This is a genomic window from Streptomyces sp. NPDC048590, from assembly GCF_043199535.1.
Taxonomy (GTDB): Bacteria; Actinomycetota; Actinomycetes; order Streptomycetales; family Streptomycetaceae; genus Streptomyces.
In genome coordinates, this window is the sequence record NZ_JBICWC010000009.1 from 335,122 (window position 1) to 355,147 (window position 20,026).

The 20,026-nt window shown below is 72.2% G+C and carries 17 protein-coding genes; 9 read left to right on the forward strand and 8 right to left on the reverse strand.

Going from position 1 to position 20,026, the window contains the following annotated elements:
* Nucleotides 1-2: 2 nt before the first annotated feature.
* The 3 genes from ACGFNN_RS26460 to rsmH are packed head-to-tail and all read right to left on the reverse strand — an operon-like array spanning nt 3 to nt 3,544.
* Nucleotides 3-1,994, reverse strand: a complete 1,992-nt coding sequence (locus tag ACGFNN_RS26460) for a peptidoglycan D,D-transpeptidase FtsI family protein (protein WP_393559525.1) — start codon at nt 1,992-1,994, stop codon at nt 3-5.
* A gap of 4 nt (nt 1,995-1,998) precedes the next feature.
* Nucleotides 1,999-2,529 carry a septum formation initiator family protein gene (locus tag ACGFNN_RS26465; protein WP_393559527.1) on the reverse strand — a complete coding sequence of 177 codons (531 nt, stop codon included), beginning with the start codon at nt 2,527-2,529 and terminating at the stop codon, nt 1,999-2,001.
* Nucleotides 2,530-2,578: 49 nt separating this feature from the next.
* On the reverse strand, nt 2,579-3,544 hold the full coding sequence (gene rsmH / locus ACGFNN_RS26470) for a 16S rRNA (cytosine(1402)-N(4))-methyltransferase RsmH (RefSeq protein ID WP_393559529.1): 966 nt from the start codon (nt 3,542-3,544) through the stop codon (nt 2,579-2,581).
* 408 nt (nt 3,545-3,952) lie between these two features.
* On the opposite strand from rsmH, the gene ACGFNN_RS26475 reads away from it, so the two are divergent.
* From ACGFNN_RS26475 to ACGFNN_RS26490, 4 genes are all read left to right on the forward strand, one after another.
* Complete coding sequence (locus tag ACGFNN_RS26475) at nt 3,953-4,522, forward strand: beta-class carbonic anhydrase (RefSeq protein WP_393559531.1); 570 nt, start codon at nt 3,953-3,955, stop codon at nt 4,520-4,522.
* Nucleotides 4,523-4,709: 187 nt separating this feature from the next.
* Entirely contained in the window at nt 4,710-5,753 is a 1,044-nt protein-coding gene (locus ACGFNN_RS26480; RefSeq protein WP_393559533.1) for an AAA family ATPase, read from the forward strand.
* On the forward strand, nt 5,753-7,126 hold the full coding sequence (locus tag ACGFNN_RS26485; protein WP_393559535.1) for a DUF58 domain-containing protein: 1,374 nt from the start codon (nt 5,753-5,755) through the stop codon (nt 7,124-7,126). Before ACGFNN_RS26480 ends, ACGFNN_RS26485 begins: the two co-directional genes overlap by 1 nt.
* Nucleotides 7,123-9,543: a DUF3488 and DUF4129 domain-containing transglutaminase family protein gene (locus ACGFNN_RS26490; RefSeq protein WP_393559537.1), complete on the forward strand. Its 2,421-nt coding sequence runs from the start codon at nt 7,123-7,125 to the stop codon at nt 9,541-9,543. The genes ACGFNN_RS26485 and ACGFNN_RS26490 overlap by 4 nt, the downstream gene beginning before the upstream one ends.
* Before the next feature lie 237 nt (nt 9,544-9,780).
* On the opposite strand, the gene ACGFNN_RS26495 is transcribed toward ACGFNN_RS26490, so the two are convergent.
* From ACGFNN_RS26495 to ACGFNN_RS26505, 3 genes are all read right to left on the reverse strand, one after another.
* Entirely contained in the window at nt 9,781-10,185 is a 405-nt protein-coding gene (locus ACGFNN_RS26495; protein WP_393559539.1) for a DUF3040 domain-containing protein, read from the reverse strand.
* A 301-nt stretch (nt 10,186-10,486) separates the two neighbouring features.
* A complete protein-coding gene (locus tag ACGFNN_RS26500; RefSeq protein WP_362665674.1) occupies nt 10,487-11,245 on the reverse strand; it encodes a methyltransferase in 759 nt (252 codons plus the stop codon).
* A gap of 102 nt (nt 11,246-11,347) precedes the next feature.
* The gene (locus tag ACGFNN_RS26505) at nt 11,348-11,878 is read right to left on the reverse strand and encodes an SAV_6107 family HEPN domain-containing protein (RefSeq protein WP_393559541.1); all 531 of its coding nucleotides are present in this window, start codon (nt 11,876-11,878) and stop codon (nt 11,348-11,350) included.
* A 172-nt stretch (nt 11,879-12,050) separates the two neighbouring features.
* On the opposite strand from ACGFNN_RS26505, the gene ACGFNN_RS26510 reads away from it, so the two are divergent.
* From ACGFNN_RS26510 to ACGFNN_RS26530, 5 genes are all read left to right on the forward strand, one after another.
* Nucleotides 12,051-12,878, forward strand: a complete 828-nt coding sequence (locus tag ACGFNN_RS26510; RefSeq protein ID WP_393559543.1) for an ATP-binding cassette domain-containing protein — start codon at nt 12,051-12,053, stop codon at nt 12,876-12,878.
* Entirely contained in the window at nt 12,850-14,937 is a 2,088-nt protein-coding gene (locus ACGFNN_RS26515) for a YhgE/Pip family protein (RefSeq protein ID WP_393559545.1), read from the forward strand. The genes ACGFNN_RS26510 and ACGFNN_RS26515 overlap by 29 nt, the downstream gene beginning before the upstream one ends.
* A 29-nt stretch (nt 14,938-14,966) precedes the next feature.
* A complete protein-coding gene (locus ACGFNN_RS26520) occupies nt 14,967-15,578 on the forward strand; it encodes a TetR/AcrR family transcriptional regulator (protein ID WP_393559547.1) in 612 nt (203 codons plus the stop codon).
* A 336-nt stretch (nt 15,579-15,914) separates the two neighbouring features.
* A complete protein-coding gene (locus ACGFNN_RS26525) occupies nt 15,915-16,532 on the forward strand; it encodes a DUF4126 domain-containing protein (protein WP_362665684.1) in 618 nt (205 codons plus the stop codon).
* A gap of 31 nt (nt 16,533-16,563) precedes the next feature.
* Entirely contained in the window at nt 16,564-18,060 is a 1,497-nt protein-coding gene (locus ACGFNN_RS26530) for a phytoene desaturase family protein (RefSeq protein WP_393559549.1), read from the forward strand.
* A gap of 40 nt (nt 18,061-18,100) precedes the next feature.
* Here the strand turns inward: ACGFNN_RS26530 and ACGFNN_RS26535 are convergent, their stop codons facing one another.
* Together ACGFNN_RS26535 and metF are read right to left on the reverse strand one after the other, a co-directional pair.
* Nucleotides 18,101-19,015 carry a hypothetical protein gene (locus tag ACGFNN_RS26535; RefSeq protein WP_393559550.1) on the reverse strand — a complete coding sequence of 305 codons (915 nt, stop codon included), beginning with the start codon at nt 19,013-19,015 and terminating at the stop codon, nt 18,101-18,103.
* A 49-nt stretch (nt 19,016-19,064) separates the two neighbouring features.
* Complete coding sequence (gene metF / locus ACGFNN_RS26540) at nt 19,065-19,982, reverse strand: methylenetetrahydrofolate reductase [NAD(P)H] (protein WP_393559551.1); 918 nt, start codon at nt 19,980-19,982, stop codon at nt 19,065-19,067.
* Nucleotides 19,983-20,026 lie beyond the last annotated feature (44 nt).

The window sequence follows — 20,026 nt, forward strand, 5'->3', positions numbered from 1 at the left end:
AGTCACTCGCCGGGCTTGAAAGCCACCGGCAGCCGTGCGGGATCGCTGCCGGAGGGAGGTGTCTGGAGGGTCTTGAGGGCGAACTCCATGACCTTCTTGTAGATCGGACCGCAGATCTGGCCGCCGAAGTAGCTGCCCTTCGTGGGGTTCTGGATGGCGCAGTAGACGGTGATCTGAGGGTCGTCGGCGGGGGCGAAGCCCGCGAAGGAGGCGGTGTAGCCCTTGTAGACGCCCCGCACCGGGTCGACCCGGTTGGCCGTACCCGTCTTGCCGGCGACCCGGTAACCCTGGATGTGGGCCTTGGTCCCGGTGCCCTCCCGGTCGTCCACCACGGACTCCAGCATCTTCGACAGGGTCCTGGCCGTCTTCTCGCTGACCACCCTGGTGCGCTTCGGTGCCTCCGCCGCCGTGTAGCGGCCGTCGGCGTCCTTGGTCCCGCGGACCAGGGTCGGCTCGATCCTGACACCGCCGTTGGCGACCGTCTGGTAGACCGATGCCGCCTGCATGGCGTTGAGCGAGAGCCCCTGGCCGAAGGGGATCGTGTACTGCTGGGAGGTCGACCAGTCCCCGGGCTTGGCCACGATGCCGGGCGACTCTCCCGGGTAGTCCAGGCCCGTGGTGCTGCCGAGGCCGAACTTCCGCAGGTAGGAGTAGAGGACCTTGTTCGCCTCGGGCTGCGTCTTACCGAGCTGGCCGGTCGCCAGGATGGTGCCGATGTTGCTCGACTTGGCGAGTACGCCGTTGAGCGTGAGGTACCAGGTGGGGTGGTCGATGTCGTCCCTGAAGAGCCGGTCGCCCCGGTGCAGCCTGTTGGGGACGGTCACGTGCGTGCCGGGCGTGGCGACGCCCTCCTCCAGCACCGCGGCCATCGACATGACCTTGCTCGTGGAGCCGGGTTCGTAGACGTCCTGGAGGGCCGCGTTGCCGAGGGCCGCCCCGTTGGCCTGCGCGAGGTCGTTGGGGTCGTAGCCGGGTGCGTTGGCCATCGCGAGCACCTCGCCGGTCCTGGTGTTCTGGACGATGACGTACCCGCGGTCGGCCTCGGACTTCTCGACCTGGTCGGCGATGGCGCGCTGGGCGGCCCACTGGATGTCGCGGTCGATGGTCAGCTCGACGTCGGTCCCGGCGACCGCGGGGATCTCCGTGGAGCCGGCGGTGGGTACGGGCCGGCCGCCCGCCTGGGCGTAGCGGATCTTGCCGTCCTCGCCCTGGAGCCGCTTGTTGAGCTGGGCCTCGAGCCCGCCGCCGCCCTTGCCCTCGGCGTTGACGAACCCCAGTATCCCGGCGGCGAGGTCGCCGTTGGGGTACACCCGCTTGGTGGTGGGTTCCTGGAGCACTCCGGCCAGCACGTTGACTCCGGGGCCGCCCTTCGCCTCGTCCTCGGCGGCCTTCTGCGCGAAGGCCGACTTGAGGTCCTTGATCTGCTTCCACACCTGGGGGGTCTGACGCCTGGCCAGCACGGTGTAGCGGCTCTTGGGCGCCGAGAGCTTCTTGGCCAGCTCCGCCTCCTCCTTGCCGAGGATCGGGGCGAGCAGGGCGGCGGCCTGCTGCGGCGCGTCCGGGGCCTTGCTGTCCTCGGGGGTGAACAGCTTCGGGTCGGCCGTGATGTCGTGGGCGTCGACGCTGGTGGCCAGGGCGATGCCGCTGCGGTCGGTGATCTCTCCGCGCTCGGCGGCGATCGTGTACTCCAGGTAGCGGTTCTTCTCGGCCTTGGCCGCGTAGGTGGAGGCGTCGACCGCCTGCACCTGGAGGAGGCGGACGACGAACGCCACCATGACGAGGGTCAGACAGAGGCTGATGAGACGCAGCCGGGGGCGCGGGCTGCCGAGCCGGATGGACCGCGGGGAACCGCCGCGGCGCTTCGCGGGCGCCGTCCGCCGTGGCCGGCGGTTCTCGGGCCGGGCGGTGGGCCGGGGGCGCCCCGATCCGCCTGCCGCGTTGCGTGGGCGCGCGGGGCCGGGTACTCGGCGGCGCGGCGGTTCCTTCGGGGGCACAGGGTCACCTGCCGGAGCTCGTCGGAAGCGGTGTGGTCGGGGTCGTGGACGGCGTCGCGGGGGCGGCCGGGGCGGAGGCCCCATCGTCGGTACCGGGCGGGGAGGCGGAGCCGGTCACCCCGGTCGCACCCGTTTCCGGTTGGGAGGCCGGGGTGGGGGACGGCTGCGCGGTCGCCCGCTCGGGCACTCCGCGGACCTTCCCGTCGGGGCCGAGGAAGGCGGGGTTGCCGCCGGGCACCATGCCGAGTTCGCGGGCCTTGCGCTCCAGGGCGTCTGGCTTGGAGTAGCCGTCGACGTCCCGCTGCAGGGCCTGCTGCTCGTCGGTGAGTTCGGTGGTCTCCCTCTTCAGCTCGCTCAGCCTGAACGATCCTTCGTTGAGCGCCGAGTTCAGCAGCAGGAGCGAGATGAGGCCACCGGTGAGCAGCAGCACGACCAGCAGGACGAAGGGGGTGCGGGCGGCTGTGCTCGGCCCCGCCGGCATCAGCCGGGCGAGCCGGCCGGCCCGCCCCTTCATCTGCTCGGCCGCCTTGGTCACCGCGCTGCCACCGTCCTCTTCCGCCTACGGCCGGTACGCCAGGAGCCGCTCATCGCTCCTCCTCCCGGATCCTCTGGGCGCCTCGCAGCCGGGCGGGGGCGGCACGCCGGTTCTCGGCGACCTCCTCCTCCGTGGGCAGTTCGGCACCCCTGGTCAGCAGCTTCAGCCGGGGCTGGTAGCGCTCGGGCACGACGGGGAGCCCCGGGGGCGCGGTGTTGGCCGCGCCGGCCGCGAAGACCTGCTTGACGAGCCGGTCCTCCAGCGAGTGGTAGGAGAGCACGGCGATCCGGCCTCCGACGGCGAGACTGCCGACCGCCGCCGGGACGGCACGCTCCAGGACGCCGAGTTCGGCGTTGACCTCGATGCGCAGGGCCTGGAAGGTCCGCTTGGCCGGGTTTCCGCCGGTGCGCTTGGCCGCCTGGGGCAGGGAGTCGCGGATCAGCTCGACGAGGCGGGCGCTGTTGTCGAAGGGTTCCTTCTCGCGTTCGCGCACGACGGCCGAGACGATGCGCTTGGCCTGCTTCTCCTCGCCGTACGCGCGCAGGATCCGCACGAGTTCGCCCGGCGGGTAGGTGTTGAGCACCTCGGCCGCGCTGATGCCGGTCGTCTGGTCCATCCGCATGTCGAGCGGTGCGTCCTGGGCGTAGGCGAAGCCCCGGTCGGCCTCGTCGAGTTGCATGGAGGAGACGCCGAGGTCGAACAGGACGCCCTGGACCTTGGGGATGCCCAGCCGGTCGAGGACCTCGGGCAGTTCGTCGTAGACCGCGTGGACGAGCGTGGCGCGGTCACCGTAGGGGGCGAGGCGTTCGCCGGAGAGCCGGAGCGCCTCCTTGTCGCGGTCGAGGGCGACGAGCCGCACCTCGGGGAAGGCGGCGAGCAGCGCCTCGCTGTGTCCGCCGAGCCCGAGGGTGCAGTCGACGACGACCGGGGGCCGCGGGCCGGTCGCCTCCAGAGCCGGGGCCAACAGGTCCAGGCATCGCTGGAGCATCACCGGGACGTGTCGGGTCTGGCTCAAAGCGCCCTCTCAGGCTCTGTCCGCGACGGCCGCACGTGCGGTCCGGTCCCCACCCGCCCGGAAGGGGAGGTCCGCCGGCGCCGGGGAAGGGGCGTCGGCCGACCGCGGGCGGGAGAGGGCCGGGCCGCACGTGCGCCGCACATCACGGGGAAGTCGAAACATGTAGAAATATGCATAATGCGCAGGCAGCTGGGTAACTTCGCGTCACTTTAGTCCACCCTGCCATCCGATCCATTCCCGATCAACGAACCGGGCAGCGCGTCGCACGTACCCCGGCGGCGCGGGCACCTCACCCGGTCGGCCCTTCAGGTGTGAGACTTGTGGTTTACCTCACAACACGCCCCGTTGACCTTCTTTGTCCCCTTCCAAAGCACTCCTGGGGCCTGTGTGGCGACTAACGTCGTCTCCATGTCGACTTCCGCGCACTCTTCCGCCGAGACCGTTTCCCCCACCGGCTCCGACGCCCGTACCGGAGAGACCGTCACCGACCGCCTGGTCGAGCTCAACACCCGCTACTCGGAGGCGTTCACCGATCCGGGCATGGACGCGAAGCCCGTCCTGCGTGTCGCGATCGTCGCGTGCATGGACGCGCGCCTCGACCTCCACCGGGCGCTCGGCCTGGAGCTCGGCGACTGCCACACCATCCGCAACGCGGGCGGCGTGGTGACCGACGACGTCCTGCGGTCGCTGACGATCAGCCAGCGCGCCCTCGGCACGCGCAGCGTCGTACTCATCCACCACACGAACTGCGGGATGGAGTCGCTGACCGAGGACTTCCGCAAGGACCTGGAGCTCGAGGTCGGCCAGCGCCCGGCCTGGGCCGTCGAGGCGTACTCCGACGCCGACCAGGACGTCCGGCAGTCGATGCAGCGCGTGCGCACCTCGCCCTTCCTCCTGCACACGGACGACATCCGCGGCTTCGTCTTCGACGTGACGACGGGCAAGCTCCGCGAGATCCTCCCCGCCACCACCGCCTGAGCCCTCGACATACGGACCACATCCGGCATATCGCTCCCACTTGTCCGCAGGCGAGTGACACGAAGCGGTAACGGCAACAAGAATGCGGGTGTGACATCTCTCCGGGTCCTCCGGAGAGTGTCCGTATTTCGGGGCGGGACGGGCGCTTTGCGCGCCGGCCCGTGCACAAGGGGCCGAGGAGGGCCGGGTGACGACCTATGACGATCGAGCGAGCCTTACAGATCTGACCACCACAGCCGAGCGGGTACGCAGGTCGGTGGAGGGTGTGATCGAGGGCAAGCCTGAGGTCGTACGGCTTTCGCTGACCGTGCTGCTCGCGGAAGGGCACCTCCTCATCGAGGACGTGCCCGGGGTCGGGAAGACGATGCTGGCGAAGGCGCTGGCGCGGTCCATCGACTGCTCGGTGCGCCGCATCCAGTTCACACCGGATCTACTGCCCTCGGACATCACCGGTGTCTCGATCTTCGACCAGCAGCGGCGGGACTTCGAGTTCAAGCCCGGCGCGATCTTCGCCCAGATCGTGATCGGGGACGAGATCAACCGGGCGTCCCCCAAGACCCAGTCGGCGCTGCTGGAGTCGATGGAGGAGCGCCAGGTCACGATCGACGGCCACTCCTACGAACTCCCCGACCCCTTCATGGTCGTGGCCACGCAGAACCCGGTGGAGATGGAGGGCACCTACCCTCTCCCCGAGGCGCAGCGCGACCGGTTCATGGCCCGGGTCTCGATCGGTTACCCCAGTGCCGAGGCCGAGCTCCAGATGCTCGACGTGCACGGCGGCGCCTCCCCGCTGGACGACCTGCAGCCGGTGGCGCACGCCCACGACATCGTGAAGCTGATCGACGCGGTGCGTACGGTCCATGTCGCGGAGGCCGTCCGCCGGTACGCCGTGGAACTGGTCGCCGCCACCCGCCAGCACCCCGAGCTCAGACTCGGTGCCTCGCCGCGTGCCACCCTGCATCTGCTGCGCGCCTCCAAGGCGTCGGCGGCACTTGCCGGGCGGGACTACGCCCTGCCGGACGACGTCCAGGCCCTGGCGGTCGCGGTACTCGCGCACCGCCTGCTGCCGACGGCGCAGGCTCAGCTCAACCGCCGCACCGCCGAGCAGGTCGTGCTGGACATCCTGCAGCGCACCCCGGTACCGGTCTCGGGCGGTTCGGCCGCTCCGGCGCAGCCCTCGCACGCGCCGGGCGCACCGGTGTACGGCCGGCCCGGCGCACGGCGGCTGTGATGACGGCCGGGGCTCCCGGCCCCGTCGACGACAGCGACTCCAAGGGTGGTCTCCGTGCGGCTCTGGGCGGTCTGACCACCCGGGGGAGGTCCTTCCTCGCCGCCGGAGTGGCCGCCACGGTCTGCGCCTATGTGCTGGGACAGGGGGACCTGCTCAGGGTCGGCCTGCTGCTGGCGGTGCTGCCGCTGGTGTGTGCCACCGTCCTGTACCGCACGCGCTACCGGGTGGCGGGCAGCCGCCGGCTGTCCCCGTCGCGGGTGCCGGCCGGTTCGGAGGCCAGGGTCCATCTGCGCATGGACAACGTGTCCCGGATGAACACGGCCCTGCTGATGCTCCAGGACCGCGTCCCGTACGTCCTCGGGCCGCGGCCCCGGTTCGTGCTGGACCGGGTGGAGCCCGGCGGTGTCCGGGAGGTGTCCTACCGGGTCCGGTCCGATCTGCGGGGCCGCTATCCGCTGGGCCCTCTGCAGCTGCGGCTGAGCGACCCGTTCGGGATGTGTGAGCTGACGCGCTCCTTCAGTGCCTACGACACCCTCGTCGTCGTCCCCCGCACCGAGCCCCTGCCCGCCCTGCGGCCGGCCGGGGAGTCGTCCGGTTACGGCGACGGCAGGCAGCGTTCGCTGGCCCTGGCCGGCGAGGACGACATCATTCCGCGCGGTTACCGTCACGGCGACGACCTGAGACGGGTGCACTGGCGCTCCACCGCGCGCCACGGCGAGCTGATGGTGCGCCGGGAGGAACAGCCGCAGCGTGCCAGGTGCACGGTACTGCTGGACACCCGGCGGATCGCCTACCAGGGCGGCGGCCCGGGGTCGGCCTTCGAGTGGGCGGTGTCCGGCGCCGCGTCGGCGCTGATGCACATGGTGGAGCGTGGACTCGCGGTGCGGCTGGTCACGGACGAGGGCACTGTGGCGCCCGGTGCGAGCGCCGACGGGTTCACGGGGTCGTCGCCCCAGGACTCCGCGGACACGGCGGGCCTGATGATGGACACCCTCGCGGTCGTCGACCATTCCGACGGGGGCGGTCTCTCCCGGGCCCAGGACGTGCTGCGCGGCGGCGGCGGCCTGCTGGTGGCGTTCCTCGGCACACTCGACGAGGAGCAGGCGGCGCTGGTCGCGAGGATGCGGCAGCGCAGCCGCGGGGCCGTCGCGTTCGTGCTGGACGGCGGCGACTGGACGCACGGCGGGCAGGACGCCGGTCCCGCCCCCGCGGTGTCCGAAGGTCTGCGCCTGCTGCGCGAGGCGGGATGGACGGCGGTGGCGGTCCGGCCCGGGGCGGAACTCGCCCAGCTGTGGCAGCAGGCGGGTCAGGGGGGCTCGGGCGCGTCGGCGCCCGCGGCCGGAACGACGGGTGTCTCCGGGGGATGGTCATGAGCGGACGTACCCGGCTGACGCTGTGCGCGTTCGCCGCCACGCTGATGGCGTCGGGGGCTCTCATGCCCTTGGTGGACACCTCCGCCTGGATCCTGCAGGCCGCTCTCATGCTGGCCGTCCAGAGCGGCGCGGGAGCGCTGGCCCGCCGGATCCACCCGGCGCGGATCCTGACGGTCTCCCTCCAGGTGCTCGTCACGCTGCTGACGCTGACCGTGGCCTTCGCCAGGCCGTACGCCCTGTTCTCCGTGGTGCCCGGCCCGCAGGCGGTCCAGTACCTGGCCGATCTGCTGTCCGCGGGCGCCGACGACGTCAGCCGGTACGCGATCCCCGCACCGGCGACCGAAGGCATCCGGCTGATGCTGATCGGCGGGGTGCTGCTGATCGGACTCGCGGTGGACGTCCTCGCGGTGACCTTCCGCGCCACGGCTCCGGCCGGTCTGCCGCTGCTCGCCCTCTACTCGGTCGCGGCCGGGCTCTCCGACGGTGGGGCCGGATGGCTCTGGTTCCTCCTCGCGGCCTGCAGTTATCTGCTTCTGCTGCTGGCCGAGGGCCGGGAGCGGCTGTCACGCTGGGGCCGGGTCTTCGGCGGTGTGTCCGGTACGTCGGGTGGTCTCGCGGCCGGGCTGAGCGGGCCCGGGTCCGGCACTCCCGTGCGCACGGGCCGCCGGATCGGCGCTGTGGCGCTGGGCATCGCGCTGGCGGTGCCGGCCGCCCTGCCCGCGCTGGACGGCGGGCTGCTGGGTTCCGCGGGCGGCGGGGCCGGGACGGGGAGCGGCGGAGGGACGATCTCCGCGGTGAACCCGCTGGTCTCCCTGCAGAACAACCTCAACCAGCCGGAGAACCGGGAGGTGTTGTCGTACCGGACCAATTCCGGGAACCCGGAGGGCTTCTATCTGCGCATCCTGGCCCTGGACCAGTTCAACGGCGGTGAGTGGCGTTCGTCGACGCGCCGGCTGAGCGACGTCCCGGACAGGCTGCCGCAGCCCGCGGGGCTGGGCAGGGATGTCGGCGTCACCGAGATCCGGACGAACATCTCGGCCTCCCGTTCGTACCAGCAGACGTATCTGCCGCTCCCCTACCCGGCGAGCGAGGTCGACGTGCCCGGCCGCTGGCGGTACGAGCCCGAGGGGCGCACCCTCGTGGGCGACGAGGGGCAGACCACGGGCGGTGCCCGCTACGAGGTCAGCAGTCTGGTGGTGGAGCCGACGGCCGGTCAGCTCGCGGCGTCGTCGGCGCCTCCGGCCGACGTGGTGCGTGAATACACGCGGGTGCCGTCGTCGCTGCCCGGCGTGGTCGAGGACACCGCCCGGCAGGTGACCGAGGGCTCCGCCGACGACTACGAGCGGGCGGTGAAGCTGCAGGACTGGTTCGCGTCGGAGGGCGGCTTCCGCTACGACACGACGGTCAGCTCGGGCACGGGCACCGCGGCGATCGAGCGCTTCCTGAAGGCCAAGGAAGGCTTCTGCGTCCACTTCTCCTTCACCATGGCGGCGATGGCCAGAACCCTGGGCATCCCCGCCCGGGTCGCGGTGGGTTTCACGCCCGGCACGGTCCAGGCGGACGGCTCGGTCTCGGTCGGTCTGCGGGACGCGCACGCCTGGCCCGAGCTGTACTTCGAGGGGGTGGGCTGGACCAGGTTCGAGCCGACACCCTCACGCGGCACCACACCGGCCTACACCCGGCCCGACGCTCCGTCGCAGAACCCGGGCAGCAGCGCGCAGCCGACGGACGGCGCCACCGCGGTGCCGTCGGCGGCTCCTTCCGCCTCGGAGACCTGTCCGGCACAGATGCGCCGACAGGGTGAGTGCGGCGCATCCACTCCTCCCGGTGCCGCCGAGTCATCAGGTCCGGGGACACCGACCGGCATGGTCGCGCTGTGGGTACTCGGCGGTCTCGCGGTGCTCACGCTCCCGCTGGTGCCGATGCTGTGGCGGGCTCGGGCCCGGCACAGGCGCCTCGGCTCCTCGGGCGGCCGGACGGCCTCGGACGCGGCCGAGCGGGTACTGGCTGCCTGGCGGGAGATCACCGACACGGCCTGGGACCACGGGATCCGGCCGGACGAGTCGCTGACCCCGCGGAAGGCCGCTGCCCGTGTCGTACGTCTGGGAGGCCTGGACGGTCCGGCCGTGGCCGCCGTCCACGGGGTGGCGGGAGCGGTCGAGCGGGTGCTCTACGCGCCCGAGCCTGGCCTGGTGTCCGCTCCCGCCGAGGAGGTGCGGGAGGTCGTCCGGGGTCTCGGAGCCGCGGCGGGCCGGTGGGGCAGGATCAGGGCGACACTGGCACCGCGTTCGGCCGTTCGGGTGATCTGGGCGGTCTCGGAGCGGCGAGCGGCTTACGGCAGCCGGTGGTCGGCCTGGACGGGGCACGACCGCTGGGCCGCGCGGGTGAGACCACGCTCCGGGCAGCAGCGAGGCTGAGGCCCGGGGACCCGGGGACGGCTCCTGAACGGCTCCGGGCCCGCTGACCGGGGCCGCGCCGAGCCGATGCCGCCGGTCAGCACCGGACCCGGGACGAACAGAGCCGGTGGGCGAACGAGTGAGGGGCGGTCGCAGTGATGCGACCGCCCCTCACCCACGAGGTGACGCCTCAGCCGGTGCGCCGGCGTACGGGCCCCGCCTGGGGGACCTTCCACCGGAGGCCGGGAGGCGAATGGCTCACTGGCCCTGTTCGTCTCGGCGGCGCTGCCACCGCTGTTCGATCCGGTTCATCATCGACCGGCGCTGTCTGGGATGTCGGCGTTCGCCTCCGCCCCCGCTCGCGCTCCCCGCGGGCTGCTGTTCACCGGGTTTCGGCGCCTTGCGCCACCCTGTGATCGCCAGCACGGCACAGCCCAGCATGACGAGGAATCCCGCCACGCTGACCCAGGTCTGCTGGAAGACCATTCCGGCCATGAGGAGCGCGATACCCACCAGAAAACCGGCCACCGCCTGGTAGACCCGTCGCCGGGTGTACCTGCGCAGCCCGCTTCCCTCAAGCGCTGTAGCGAACTTGGGATCTTCGGCGTACAGCGCTCGCTCCATCTGCTCGAGCATTCGCTGCTCGTGCTCCGAGAGCGGCACGGAGTCCTCCTCGTCGTCGGCCGCGGGGGCGACCGGTATGCGGCCCTTCCAGGATAGGCAGGGATTCGCCCCCGTGAAACCCGCCCTCTAGCCATAGCCAGTCCGGACCGCCATGTCGGCTCGGCTGCTGAGGCGTAGATTCCCCGACCTCCGATCCGTCATGCCGGATGGTGTCACCCGATCATACGGGGCTCGCGGCCCGATCGGGTGTTCTGAGCGGTACTCCGTCTGCAGCTGCGTTGCTGATCAGCCGGGCTGCGATCACCCGGGGCCCTTGCTCCGTACGTGTCCCGGCGCCGCCTCAGGGGCGCTTCTCCCCCAGAACGTGCAGCTGGGTCGCCACGGCGTGGAAGGACGGCAGCTCCGCGACTGCCGCCTCCAGCCTCAGCAGCTCCTCCATCGCACCCGGTTCGGTGTCCACCAGCACGCCCGGGACGAGGTCGGCGAAGACCCGGACGCCGTGGACCGCGCCGACCTCGACACCGGCGTCGGCGACCAGCCCGGTCAGCTGCTCGGCGGTGAAGCGGCGGGGCACCGGATCGCCGGCGCCCCAGCGTCCGGCCGGGTCCGTGAGCGTCTGCCGGGCCTCGGCGAAGTGTCCCGCGAGCGCCCTGGCCAGGACCGCGCCACCGACCCCGGCGCCGAGGAGGCTGAGGGCACCGGAGGGCCGGAGCGCGTCGGCGGCGTTCCGTACGCCCTCGGCGGGGTCGTCGGCGTACTCGAGGACGCCGTGGCACAGGACCGCGTCGTAGCCGGTGCGCTCCACGACGTCGAACAGGCCGAGGATGTCGCCCTGGACCCCGCGGACGCGGTCGGCCACGCCGGCCTCGTCGGCGCGGCGCTCCAGCGCGAACAGGGCGTTCGGGCTGGGGTCGACGACGGTGACCCGGTGGCCGAGCCGGGCGACGGGCACGGCGAAGTTGCCGGTGCCGCCCCCGGTGTCCAGCACGTCCAGGGCCTCCCTGCCGGTCGCCTTGACCCGGCGCGCGAGAGCGTCCTTGAGGACCTCCCAGACCACGGCGGTACGGAGGGAGGCTCGGGGGCGCAGCTGGTCCGACACGGCAGTTGACTCCTCGGCACGGTGCCGCCACGGACGGCGGAGCGTGAACGGTGCAGGTGGTACGACTGCCGACCACCCTATTGCCTCGTGCCGTCCCCGAGGTCACTCCACGTCGGCCCGTGCTCCCCCACGCGGGCGCGGGAGCACGGGCTGGAGCACCAGCAACCGCTCGACCAGGCGCAGGAACACGGCGACGTCCCGAAGCAGGTCGTCGGCGTCGCGGGTGGTGGCCGCGCCGGGTATGCCGGCCTCCGCCCGCGCCCTGCGCCGGGCCCCGGAGGCGAACAAGGCGCTCCATTCGGTGAGTTCGGGTGCGATGTCCGGGAGGATCTCCCAGGCGCTGCGGATCCGCGCCCTGCCCCGGGTGCCGGTCTCCGGCCGGCCGCGGGCGGCGAGCACCGCGGCGGCGGTGCGCAGCGCGGCCAGATGCGCGGTGGCGTACCGCTCGTTGGGGACGTCGAGGCGGGCGGCCTCGGCCAGGCCCTCGTGGGCCAGGGTGAGCAGATCGAGAGCGGCGGGCGGTGCGGCGCTCCGGCGCGTGACGGGGTGGACGTCGGACGCCGGGGCGGCCGGTGAGGGGGCTGGGGCGCCGGCGCGGCGCCGCGGGGCAGCGGCTGCGGATGAGCTGGTCATGACGAGCCTCCTGTCGTCGCGTGACGGCTCCGTGGCCGTATGTATCCATCGTGACCGCCCCCACTGACAATCCCTCAGAATCCACCCCTGACCAGGCGTTTTGCTTCGAGCGCGAGTTCGGGCTAACTTTTTTGCACTGACTGGTCAGTTCAAAGATTCCGGGGGTGGGGCCATGGACAGCCCGCTGGGAGTGGCGCTCAGCGCCGAGGACTTCGGCCTGAAGGGGCCGCGCGGCTGGGCCTTCCGGGGCGTGGGGTTCTCGGCGCGGCCGGGTTCCCTGATCGCGATCGAGGGCGACTCCGGCTCCGGCCGCACCTGTCTGCTCCTCGCGCTGACCGGCCGGATGCGGTCCACCCACGGCCACGCCGAGGTCGGCGGCGTACGGCTGCCCGGCCGCCTCGCCGCCGTGCGCCGGTTCAGCGCGCTCGGGCCCGTTCCCGGGGTGAGCGAACTGGATCCCTCGCTCACCGTCGGCGAGCACCTGCGGGAACGGACGCTGCTGCGGCACCGCTTCGACGATTCGTTCCGTTCCCTGCTGCTCTCCCGCGCCCGGCGCACCGCCGCGGCGAAGGAGGTGGCGGATGCCGCCCTGGATGCGGCGGGCCTCGACCTCGCGGACCTGCCCAAGTCGGAACGGACCCAGGTGCGCGACCTGGAGCGCCTGGCGGCCCTCCGGCTCTCGGTGGCTCTGGCGCTGACGAACGGTCCGGGGCTCCTCGCCGTGGACGACACCGACCTCGGTCTCGGCGCGACCGACCGGGCTTCGGCCTGGGAGCTGCTGCGCTCCGTCGCCGCGGCCGGGACCACGGTCCTCGCGGTGTGCACCGAGGCCCCCGAGGGCTCTCTCGCCGCACGGAGCCGTCCGGGGAACGTCATGACCGCTGCCGACGGGCGGACCGCGAAGACGGCCGACGCCTCCGACGACACGGACGCAGACGCAGACGCAGACGACAACGAGAAGGGGAAGGCCGATGCGATCGCCGAGGCTGGCCGCGCTTGAGCTGCGCAGGTTCGGCAGGGGCCGGATGCCGCGGGCCGCACTGGTGGCACTCCTGCTGCTGCCCCTGCTGTACGGGGCGCTGTACCTCTGGTCGTTCTGGGACCCGTACGGGCGGCTCGACCGGATTCCCGTCGCGCTCGTCAACGAGGACCGGGGCACCACCACCGGCGGCGAACACCTCGCGGCCGGGGACGAGATCACCGGGAAGCTTCTCGGCTCCCGTGTCTTCGACTGGCACGAGGTGGGCTCCGCCGAGGCGGCCAGGGGCGTCGAGGACGGGACGTACTACCTCTCGCTGACCATGCCCCGGGACTTCAGCGAGCGGATCGCGTCGAGTGCGGGGGACTCCCCCGCCACCGGCGCCCTGCGGGTGCGCACCAACGACGCCAACAACTACATCGTCGGCCAGATCTCCAGGACCGTCTTCGCCGAGGTGCGCGGTGCCGCGTCGGCCAAGGCGTCGCGCGGCTTCCTGGACCGGATCTTCATCGACTTCTCCAGCCTGCACGACGCGACCGCGAAGGCGGCCGCGGGCGCCGGTGACCTGGAGAGCGGGCTCAGCAAGGCGAAGAAGGGGTCCAAGGACCTGCTGGACGGCCTCAAGGAGGCCAGGTCGGGCAGCAAAACCCTCTCCACCGGCGTCTCCCGGCTCGACAAGGGAGCCGGCGACCTGGAGACGGGGTCCCGACAGGTCGCAGGCGGCACACAACTGCTCGCCGACAAGGTCAACGCGGTCGCCGCCGATGTGCGCCCCTTCCTCAAGGACAACGGGAAGGCCATCGGCGACACAGCGCGGCTGGTCTCGGACTCCTCGAAGGCCGTACGGGACAACCTCGGCCTGCTCGCCGAGACGGCACCGGCGGCATCGGCCGCCGCCCACACGGCTTCCGACGAGCTGACCGGCCTCTACCGGGTCCGCTGCGAGGAGCAGCCCCTGCCCGACCCGGGTACCTGCCCGCAGCTGAAGCGCGCGAAGACCGCGGCGCAGGACGTCGCGGACGTCTCCGACGACGTGAACGCCCTGGTCACGAACCAGAAGGGCGATCTCGCGAAGCTGCGCACCCAGCTGTCCACCCTGCAGAAGCAGGCGGACGCCCTGGCGAAGCGCTCGCCGCGTCTGGACACCGATCTGGAGTCCGCCGTCGCCAGGATCAACGCGCTCAACACCGGGGCGCAGAAGGTCGCCAAGGGCGCCGACGCCCTTCACACCGGTCTCGGCACGGCGAAGACGGGCGCCGGGGACCTCAGGTCCGGGGTCGGAAAGCTCACCTCGGGCGCCACCACCCTCAAGAGCGGGCTGTACCGGCTGAGCGACGGTTCCACGACGCTCGCCCAGGGCCTGAACGACGGGGTCGGCAGGATCCCCGACTACGGCAAGGAGGACCGCGACGCCCGCACCGGTGTGATGGCCGACCCGGTGCGTCTCACCTCCTCCTCGCTGCACACGGCGCCCAACTACGGCACCGGCTTCGCCCCCTACTTCATCCCGCTCTCCCTCTGGGTGGGCGCGATGGTGGCGTACATGCTGATCCAGCCGCTCAACCGCAGAGCACTGGCGGCCGGAGCGCCGGCCAGGCGCATCGCCCTGGCGGGCTGGCTGCCCGTGGCGGCGATCGGCCTCCTCCAGGTGGGCGCCCTGATGTCCGTGCTGCACTGGCGGCTCGGTCTGCGGATGGCTCACGCGGCCGGGACGATTCTCTTCCTGGCGCTGGTCACCTGCTGCTTCGCCGCGATCGTGCAGTGGCTCAACGCCCGGTTCGGGTCGGCGGGCCGGATCCTCGTACTGGCGGCGCTCATGCTCCAGCTGACCTCCGCCGGAGGGACGTACCCGGTGCAGACGAGTCCGGGATTCTTCGGGGCGCTCCACCCGTACCTGCCGATGACCTACGTGGTCGACGGGCTGCGCCGGCTCATCACGGGCGGCGGGCTCGGCCCGGTCTGGCAAGGCTGCGCGGTCCTGGCGGCCTTCACCGCGGGCGCGCTGGCGCTGACCGCGCTCTCCGCCCGCCGCAAGCAGGTCTGGACCCTCGACAGGCTCCACCCGGAGCTGACTCTGTGACCGCGCCGGGACCTGTGAGAATCGTGCGCATGGACAGCAGCAGCATCACGCGCCGGCAGGTCACCCGGCAGAGGCTCTACGAGGCGGCGGTGACCCTCATCGCGGAGAAGGGGTTCTCCGCGACCACGGTGGACGAGATCGCGGAGCGCGCCGGGGTCGCCAAGGGCACGGTCTACTACAACTTCAAGAGCAAGACCGAGCTCTTCGAGGAACTGCTGCGGCACGGCGTCGGGCTGCTCACCCGGTCGCTGCGGACCGCCGCCGAGTCGACCGAGGCGGACGGCGGTACCCGGGTGGAGGCCCTGGACGCGATGATCAGGGCCGGTCTCGTCTTCATCGACCGCTATCCGGCCTTCACCCAGCTCTACGTCGCGGAGCTCTGGCGCACCAACCGCGCGTGGCAGTCGACCCTCCTGGTGCTGCGGCAGGAGGTCGTCGCGGTGGTCGAGGAGGTGCTCCGGGAGGGGGTGTCGGCCGGTGAGCTCAGCGACGAGATCGACATCCCGCTGACGGCCGCCGCGCTGGTCGGGATGGTGCTGGTGGCCGCGCTCGACTGGCAGGCGTTCCAGCCGGAGCGCACGATCGACGACGTCCACTCCGCGCTCTCCCTGCTGCTCCACGGGCGCGTCAGCGGACGCTGAAGGACCGCACGCGAAAGGCCGGGCCGGTGGAATTCGATCCCCCCGAATTCCACCGGCCCGGCCTTCCTCCGTGCCGCGAGGCCCTCCCCCGTGACCCCGTGTCCCCCGTGGTCCCGGGGCCCCGCGTGGTGCGCCCCCGTTGCGTCGGGGGTGCGGCGCCCTCCGCCGCCCCGTGCCGGCGGTCTGGCGTCGCGCCCCTCCCGTGGGTTCCACTCTTCCGTCCGCGCAGGTGGGAGCCCATCCGTGTCCCTACTCATCTCCGGGAGTAGGTAGAGGTACTCAGACCGGTCCGGAAGGACCTGCCCGGTCCGGCCGGCACTGGCTACCATCGCGTCCGTGTCCGTACTCCCCCTGGTGTTCACGAGTGGCTGGGCGAGCGGGATCAACGCGTACGCGGTGGTCCTCCTCCTCGGCCTGTTCGGCGCGACCGGCCTGAGCGACGAGGTGCCCGAGGCCCTCCAGCGCACCGATGTGCTGGTGGTGGCCGGGGTGCTCTTCCTGTGCGAGGCGGTCGCCGACAAGATCCCTTACGTCGATTCGGCCTGGGACACCGTGCACACGGCGATCCGGCCCGTGGCCGGAGCGGTCGTCGCGGCGCTGCTGGCCGGCGAGAGCGGTTCCCTCCCCGAGCTGACGGCGGGTGCCGTGGGTGGTTCCACCGCCCTGATGAGCCATCTGGTGAAGGCCGGCACCAGGATGGCGGTCAACACCTCCCCCGAGCCGTTCAGCAACATCGGGATCAGCCTGGCGGAGGACCTCGGCGTCGCCGGGATCGTCACCTTCGCGGTGTTCAACCCGGTGGCGGCGGCGGCTGTCGCGGCGGTGCTGCTGGCACTCGGTCTGGTGATACTGGTCTTCCTCGCCTCCCGGATCCGGCGGTTCCTGCGGCGCAGGGCGCAGCGCCGCGAGGAGCGGCACATGTCCGGGACTGACTGGCACCGGCCTCCCGGATGACCCGTCCCGGACACCCCTTAAGGTCACTGACATGGCACGAATTGCGGTGATCGGCGCCGGGACCGGCGCGATGGCGGCGGCCGCCCGGCTCTCGGTGGCGGGCCACCGGGTGACGGTGTACGAGCGGTCGCAGAACTACGGCGGCTCGGTGGGGCGCTTCGCCCGCGAGGGCTTCGTCTTCGACACGGGCCCCGGGCTGCTCCATCTGCCGGCCGTCTACCGCGACCTCTTCGTGAAGACGGGCAAGGAGAGCCTGGAGCAGTGCGTCACGCTCACCCAGGTCGACCCCGCGAGCCGTCACCTCTTCGCGGACGGCACCGCCGTCTCCTTGCCGAACGCCTCCCGGGCCGGAGTCGTCCGCGCGCTCGACGAGGCGCTGGGGGACGGGGCGGGTGCCTCCTGGGGCGACTTCCTGGACCGGGCGGGGACCGCCTGGGAGCGCTCGCGCCGCCCGCTCCTGGAGGAACCCCTGCCCGAGGACCGGCGGATGCTGGCCCGGGACCCTTATCCGGCGCCGCGCCGGCGCAGGCTGCTGCGCTCCGCGCGGCAGGCGACGACGGTGGCGGAGGTGGGCGCCTGGGAGCTGGGCGATCCCCGGCTGGCGGCCCTGCTCGACGGGTACGCCCTGTCCTACGGCCTCGATCCCCGGAGCGCTCCGGCAGCCGCTGCTCTGCTGCCGTACATGGAGGAGACCTTCGGGAGCTGGTACGTCGCCGGCGGTATGCGCGCGCTGGCGGACGCGGTGTACGAGCGGTGCCTCGCGCGCCGGGTGGAGTTCGTCTTCGGTGCCGAAGCCGTCCGGGTCTCCGAGAAGGACGGCCGGGCCTCCGGGGTGGAGCTGGCCGACGGCCGGAGCGTGGAGGCCGATCACGTGGTCGTGGGCGCACAGCCGGCGCCGGGTCTCCTGCCGGTCCACGAGGAACGGCCGACCGCCTCGGACGGTGATGCCGTGCCGGGTCGTTTCCTCGTCCTGCTGTCGCTGCGGGGCGCTCGTGAAGCCGGCGCCGTGCACCGGACCGTGGTGCACCCCGGTGATCCGGTCGCGGAGCGGGAGGCGGTGTTCGGCGGACGGCCCGCCCAGCAGCCCACGGTGACGGTGCTGCGCCCGGACGACGCGTCCACACGCCCCGACGATGAGCACGAGGCGGTGACCCTGGTGGCGACGGTCGCTCCGCACGGCCGGGTCGACTGGACGGAGCCGTCGTTGCGCGACCGGTTCGCCGAAACGGTGATCGGCCGGGCCGCCGAGGCGGTGCCGGGTCTGCGTGAGCGGATCCTCCACACGGAGATCCGCACCCCCGCGGAGACCGAGGTGTCCACCGGAGCCGCCGGCGGCTCGGTACCGGCTCCGGCGCTGGCCGGGCCCGGGGGCGCCTGGCTGCACCCGGGGAACCGCAGCCCTCTGCCGGGCCTGTACCTGGCGGGCGGCTGGTCGCATCCCGGCGGTGGGCTGGCGCACGCGGGGATGTCGGGAGCGCTGGTCGCCGGGCTCGTCGTGGAGGGCGACGGCTTCCGCGGCTCCCGGTGAGACTCCCGCGGGGCCGGCTACGGGATCTCGCCGGGCCCGTTCAGTAGCGGTACTGCTCGTTCTGGCCGGTGTCGTAGCCGTTGCCGTACGGGGCGGGCTGGACCGGAGCCTCCGGAGGCAGCGGGGGGTACTGCTCGTTCTCCCGCTGCTGCGGGACCCACACCCCGCCGGGGGGCGTGTCGGTGTACCCGGTGGCGTACGGGTCGCCGGCCTGCTGCCCCGTGTCCTGGGACCGGTCGTACCCGTAGGCGTCGTAACCGGCGTACTGCCCGGTGCCCGTGGTGGTCGCGGCGTAGGGGTCGGCGTAGGGCGCGTAGCCCGGCTGTTCCACCGGCGGGTAGCCGTACTGCCCGCCCTGGTCCTGGTACGGGTCCTGGCCCTGGTAGACGCCCTGCCCCGCGTAGGGGTCCTGGGCGGCGTAGCCGTCCTGGGGGTGCTGCCCGCCGTACGGGTCGTAGGCGGCGTACTGCTGCTGCGGTTCGCCGTGCCCGCCTGTCCAGCCCTCGCGGCCTGCCGGGGCGGGGTCGCTGTAGACGCCGTACTGCCCGGTGTCGTCCGGCATCGGCTCGGGTTCGTAGACCGCGGCCGGGGCCGGCGGCGCGTCCTGCGGGGCTTCTTCGTACTCCAGTCCGGAGACCTCGAGGGTCGGCCGCCCGCTGTCGGGCGCCTGAGCGCCGCGCCGGCGACGGCTCTCACCCGGGCTGCCGCCTATGGCCCAGCCCGTCGAGAAGCCACGCCGGAAGGAGAGCGTCACATAGGTCTGCCCCGTCGCGAAGGCGATCGCCCCGAGGGCGATCACCAGGACCGAGGGGATCAGGACGCCGAGCACCACGCCGAGGAAGCCGGCGAAGGCGAGCAGCCTCCAGCGCAGGCGCGCCTTGTACTGCAGCAGCACCTCGCCCAGCAGCCAGAGCGCCACTATGCCGAATGCGATGTAGAGGACCGTCCAGCCCACGCCCGCCCCCTCCTACGGCCACCGCCCCGGTCGGAGGCGGTGCGGCCGGTCACGACTGCTTGTGCAGTCCGAGATTCTCGTAGATCTCGAGTGTCGCCGTCGAGTTGTTGAGCGTGATGAAGTGCAGCCCCGGGACACCCTCGGAGAGCAGTTTCGCGCAGAACTCCGTGGCGAACTCGATGCCAATGGAGCGTACAGCGGCCGGGTCGTCCTGCGCGGCGAGGATCCGCTCTTTCAGTACGGAGGGCAGGGACGCGTTGCTGAGCTGCGCGAACCGCTCGAGCTGTTTCACGCTCGTGAGCGGCATCACCTCGGGGATGACCGGGGTGTCACAGCCTGCGGCAACCACGCGGTCACGCATCTGGAGGTAGCTCTCCGGCTGGAAGAACATCTGGGTGATCGCGTAGTCGGCTCCGGCACGGCACTTGTCCACGAAGTGCGCGATGTCCGAGTCCCAGTCGGTGGACCGGGGATGCATCTCGGGAAACGCCGCGACGCCGACGCAGAAGTCACCGGCCTCCTTGATCAGCCGCACGAGATCCGCGGCGTAGCGCACACCTTGGGGGTGCTCGACCCACTCGCCCATCGGGTCGCCGGGCGGGTCGCCCCGGACCGCGAGGATGTTGCGGATCCCCGCGTCCGCGTACTGCCCGACCATGTTGCGCAGCTCGGCGACGGAGTGGTCGACCGCGGTCAGGTGCGCGACGGGGGTGAGCGTGGAGTCCGCCTCGATCTGCTGGGTCGCCCGGACCGTTCCGGCACGGGTGGAACCACCGGCCCCGTACGTCACGGAGACGAAGCTCGGTCGCACCGCCTCGACCCGGCGCAGGGCGTTCCAGAGGTTCCGTTCACCCTTCTCGGTCTTGGGCGCCCAGAACTCGAACGAGAACGACGTCTCGCCGGTCGCGAGCAGCTCACGCACGGTACGCGCGTGATCTGTCCTGGTGGAAGGTGTGCCAAGGGCCATACTGGGAGGTTAACCAGGGCCCGGCGGTACCCCAACCAGAGAGG

Coding starts and splice junctions, on each gene's coding strand:
- ACGFNN_RS26505 (WP_393559541.1), bottom strand. CDS start 11,878: ATGACCAGCTCATCCGCAGCCGCTGCCCCGCGGCGCCGCGCCGGCGCC.
- ACGFNN_RS26485 (WP_393559535.1), top strand. CDS start 5,753: ATGACGGCCGGGGCTCCCGGCCCCGTCGACGACAGCGACTCCAAGGGT.
- metF (WP_393559551.1), bottom strand. CDS start 19,982: ATGGCCCTTGGCACACCTTCCACCAGGACAGATCACGCGCGTACCGTG.
- ACGFNN_RS26515 (WP_393559545.1), top strand. CDS start 12,850: ATGCGATCGCCGAGGCTGGCCGCGCTTGAGCTGCGCAGGTTCGGCAGG.
- ACGFNN_RS26490 (WP_393559537.1), top strand. CDS start 7,123: ATGAGCGGACGTACCCGGCTGACGCTGTGCGCGTTCGCCGCCACGCTG.
- ACGFNN_RS26530 (WP_393559549.1), top strand. CDS start 16,564: ATGGCACGAATTGCGGTGATCGGCGCCGGGACCGGCGCGATGGCGGCG.
- ACGFNN_RS26475 (WP_393559531.1), top strand. CDS start 3,953: ATGTCGACTTCCGCGCACTCTTCCGCCGAGACCGTTTCCCCCACCGGC.
- ACGFNN_RS26520 (WP_393559547.1), top strand. CDS start 14,967: ATGGACAGCAGCAGCATCACGCGCCGGCAGGTCACCCGGCAGAGGCTC.
- ACGFNN_RS26510 (WP_393559543.1), top strand. CDS start 12,051: ATGGACAGCCCGCTGGGAGTGGCGCTCAGCGCCGAGGACTTCGGCCTG.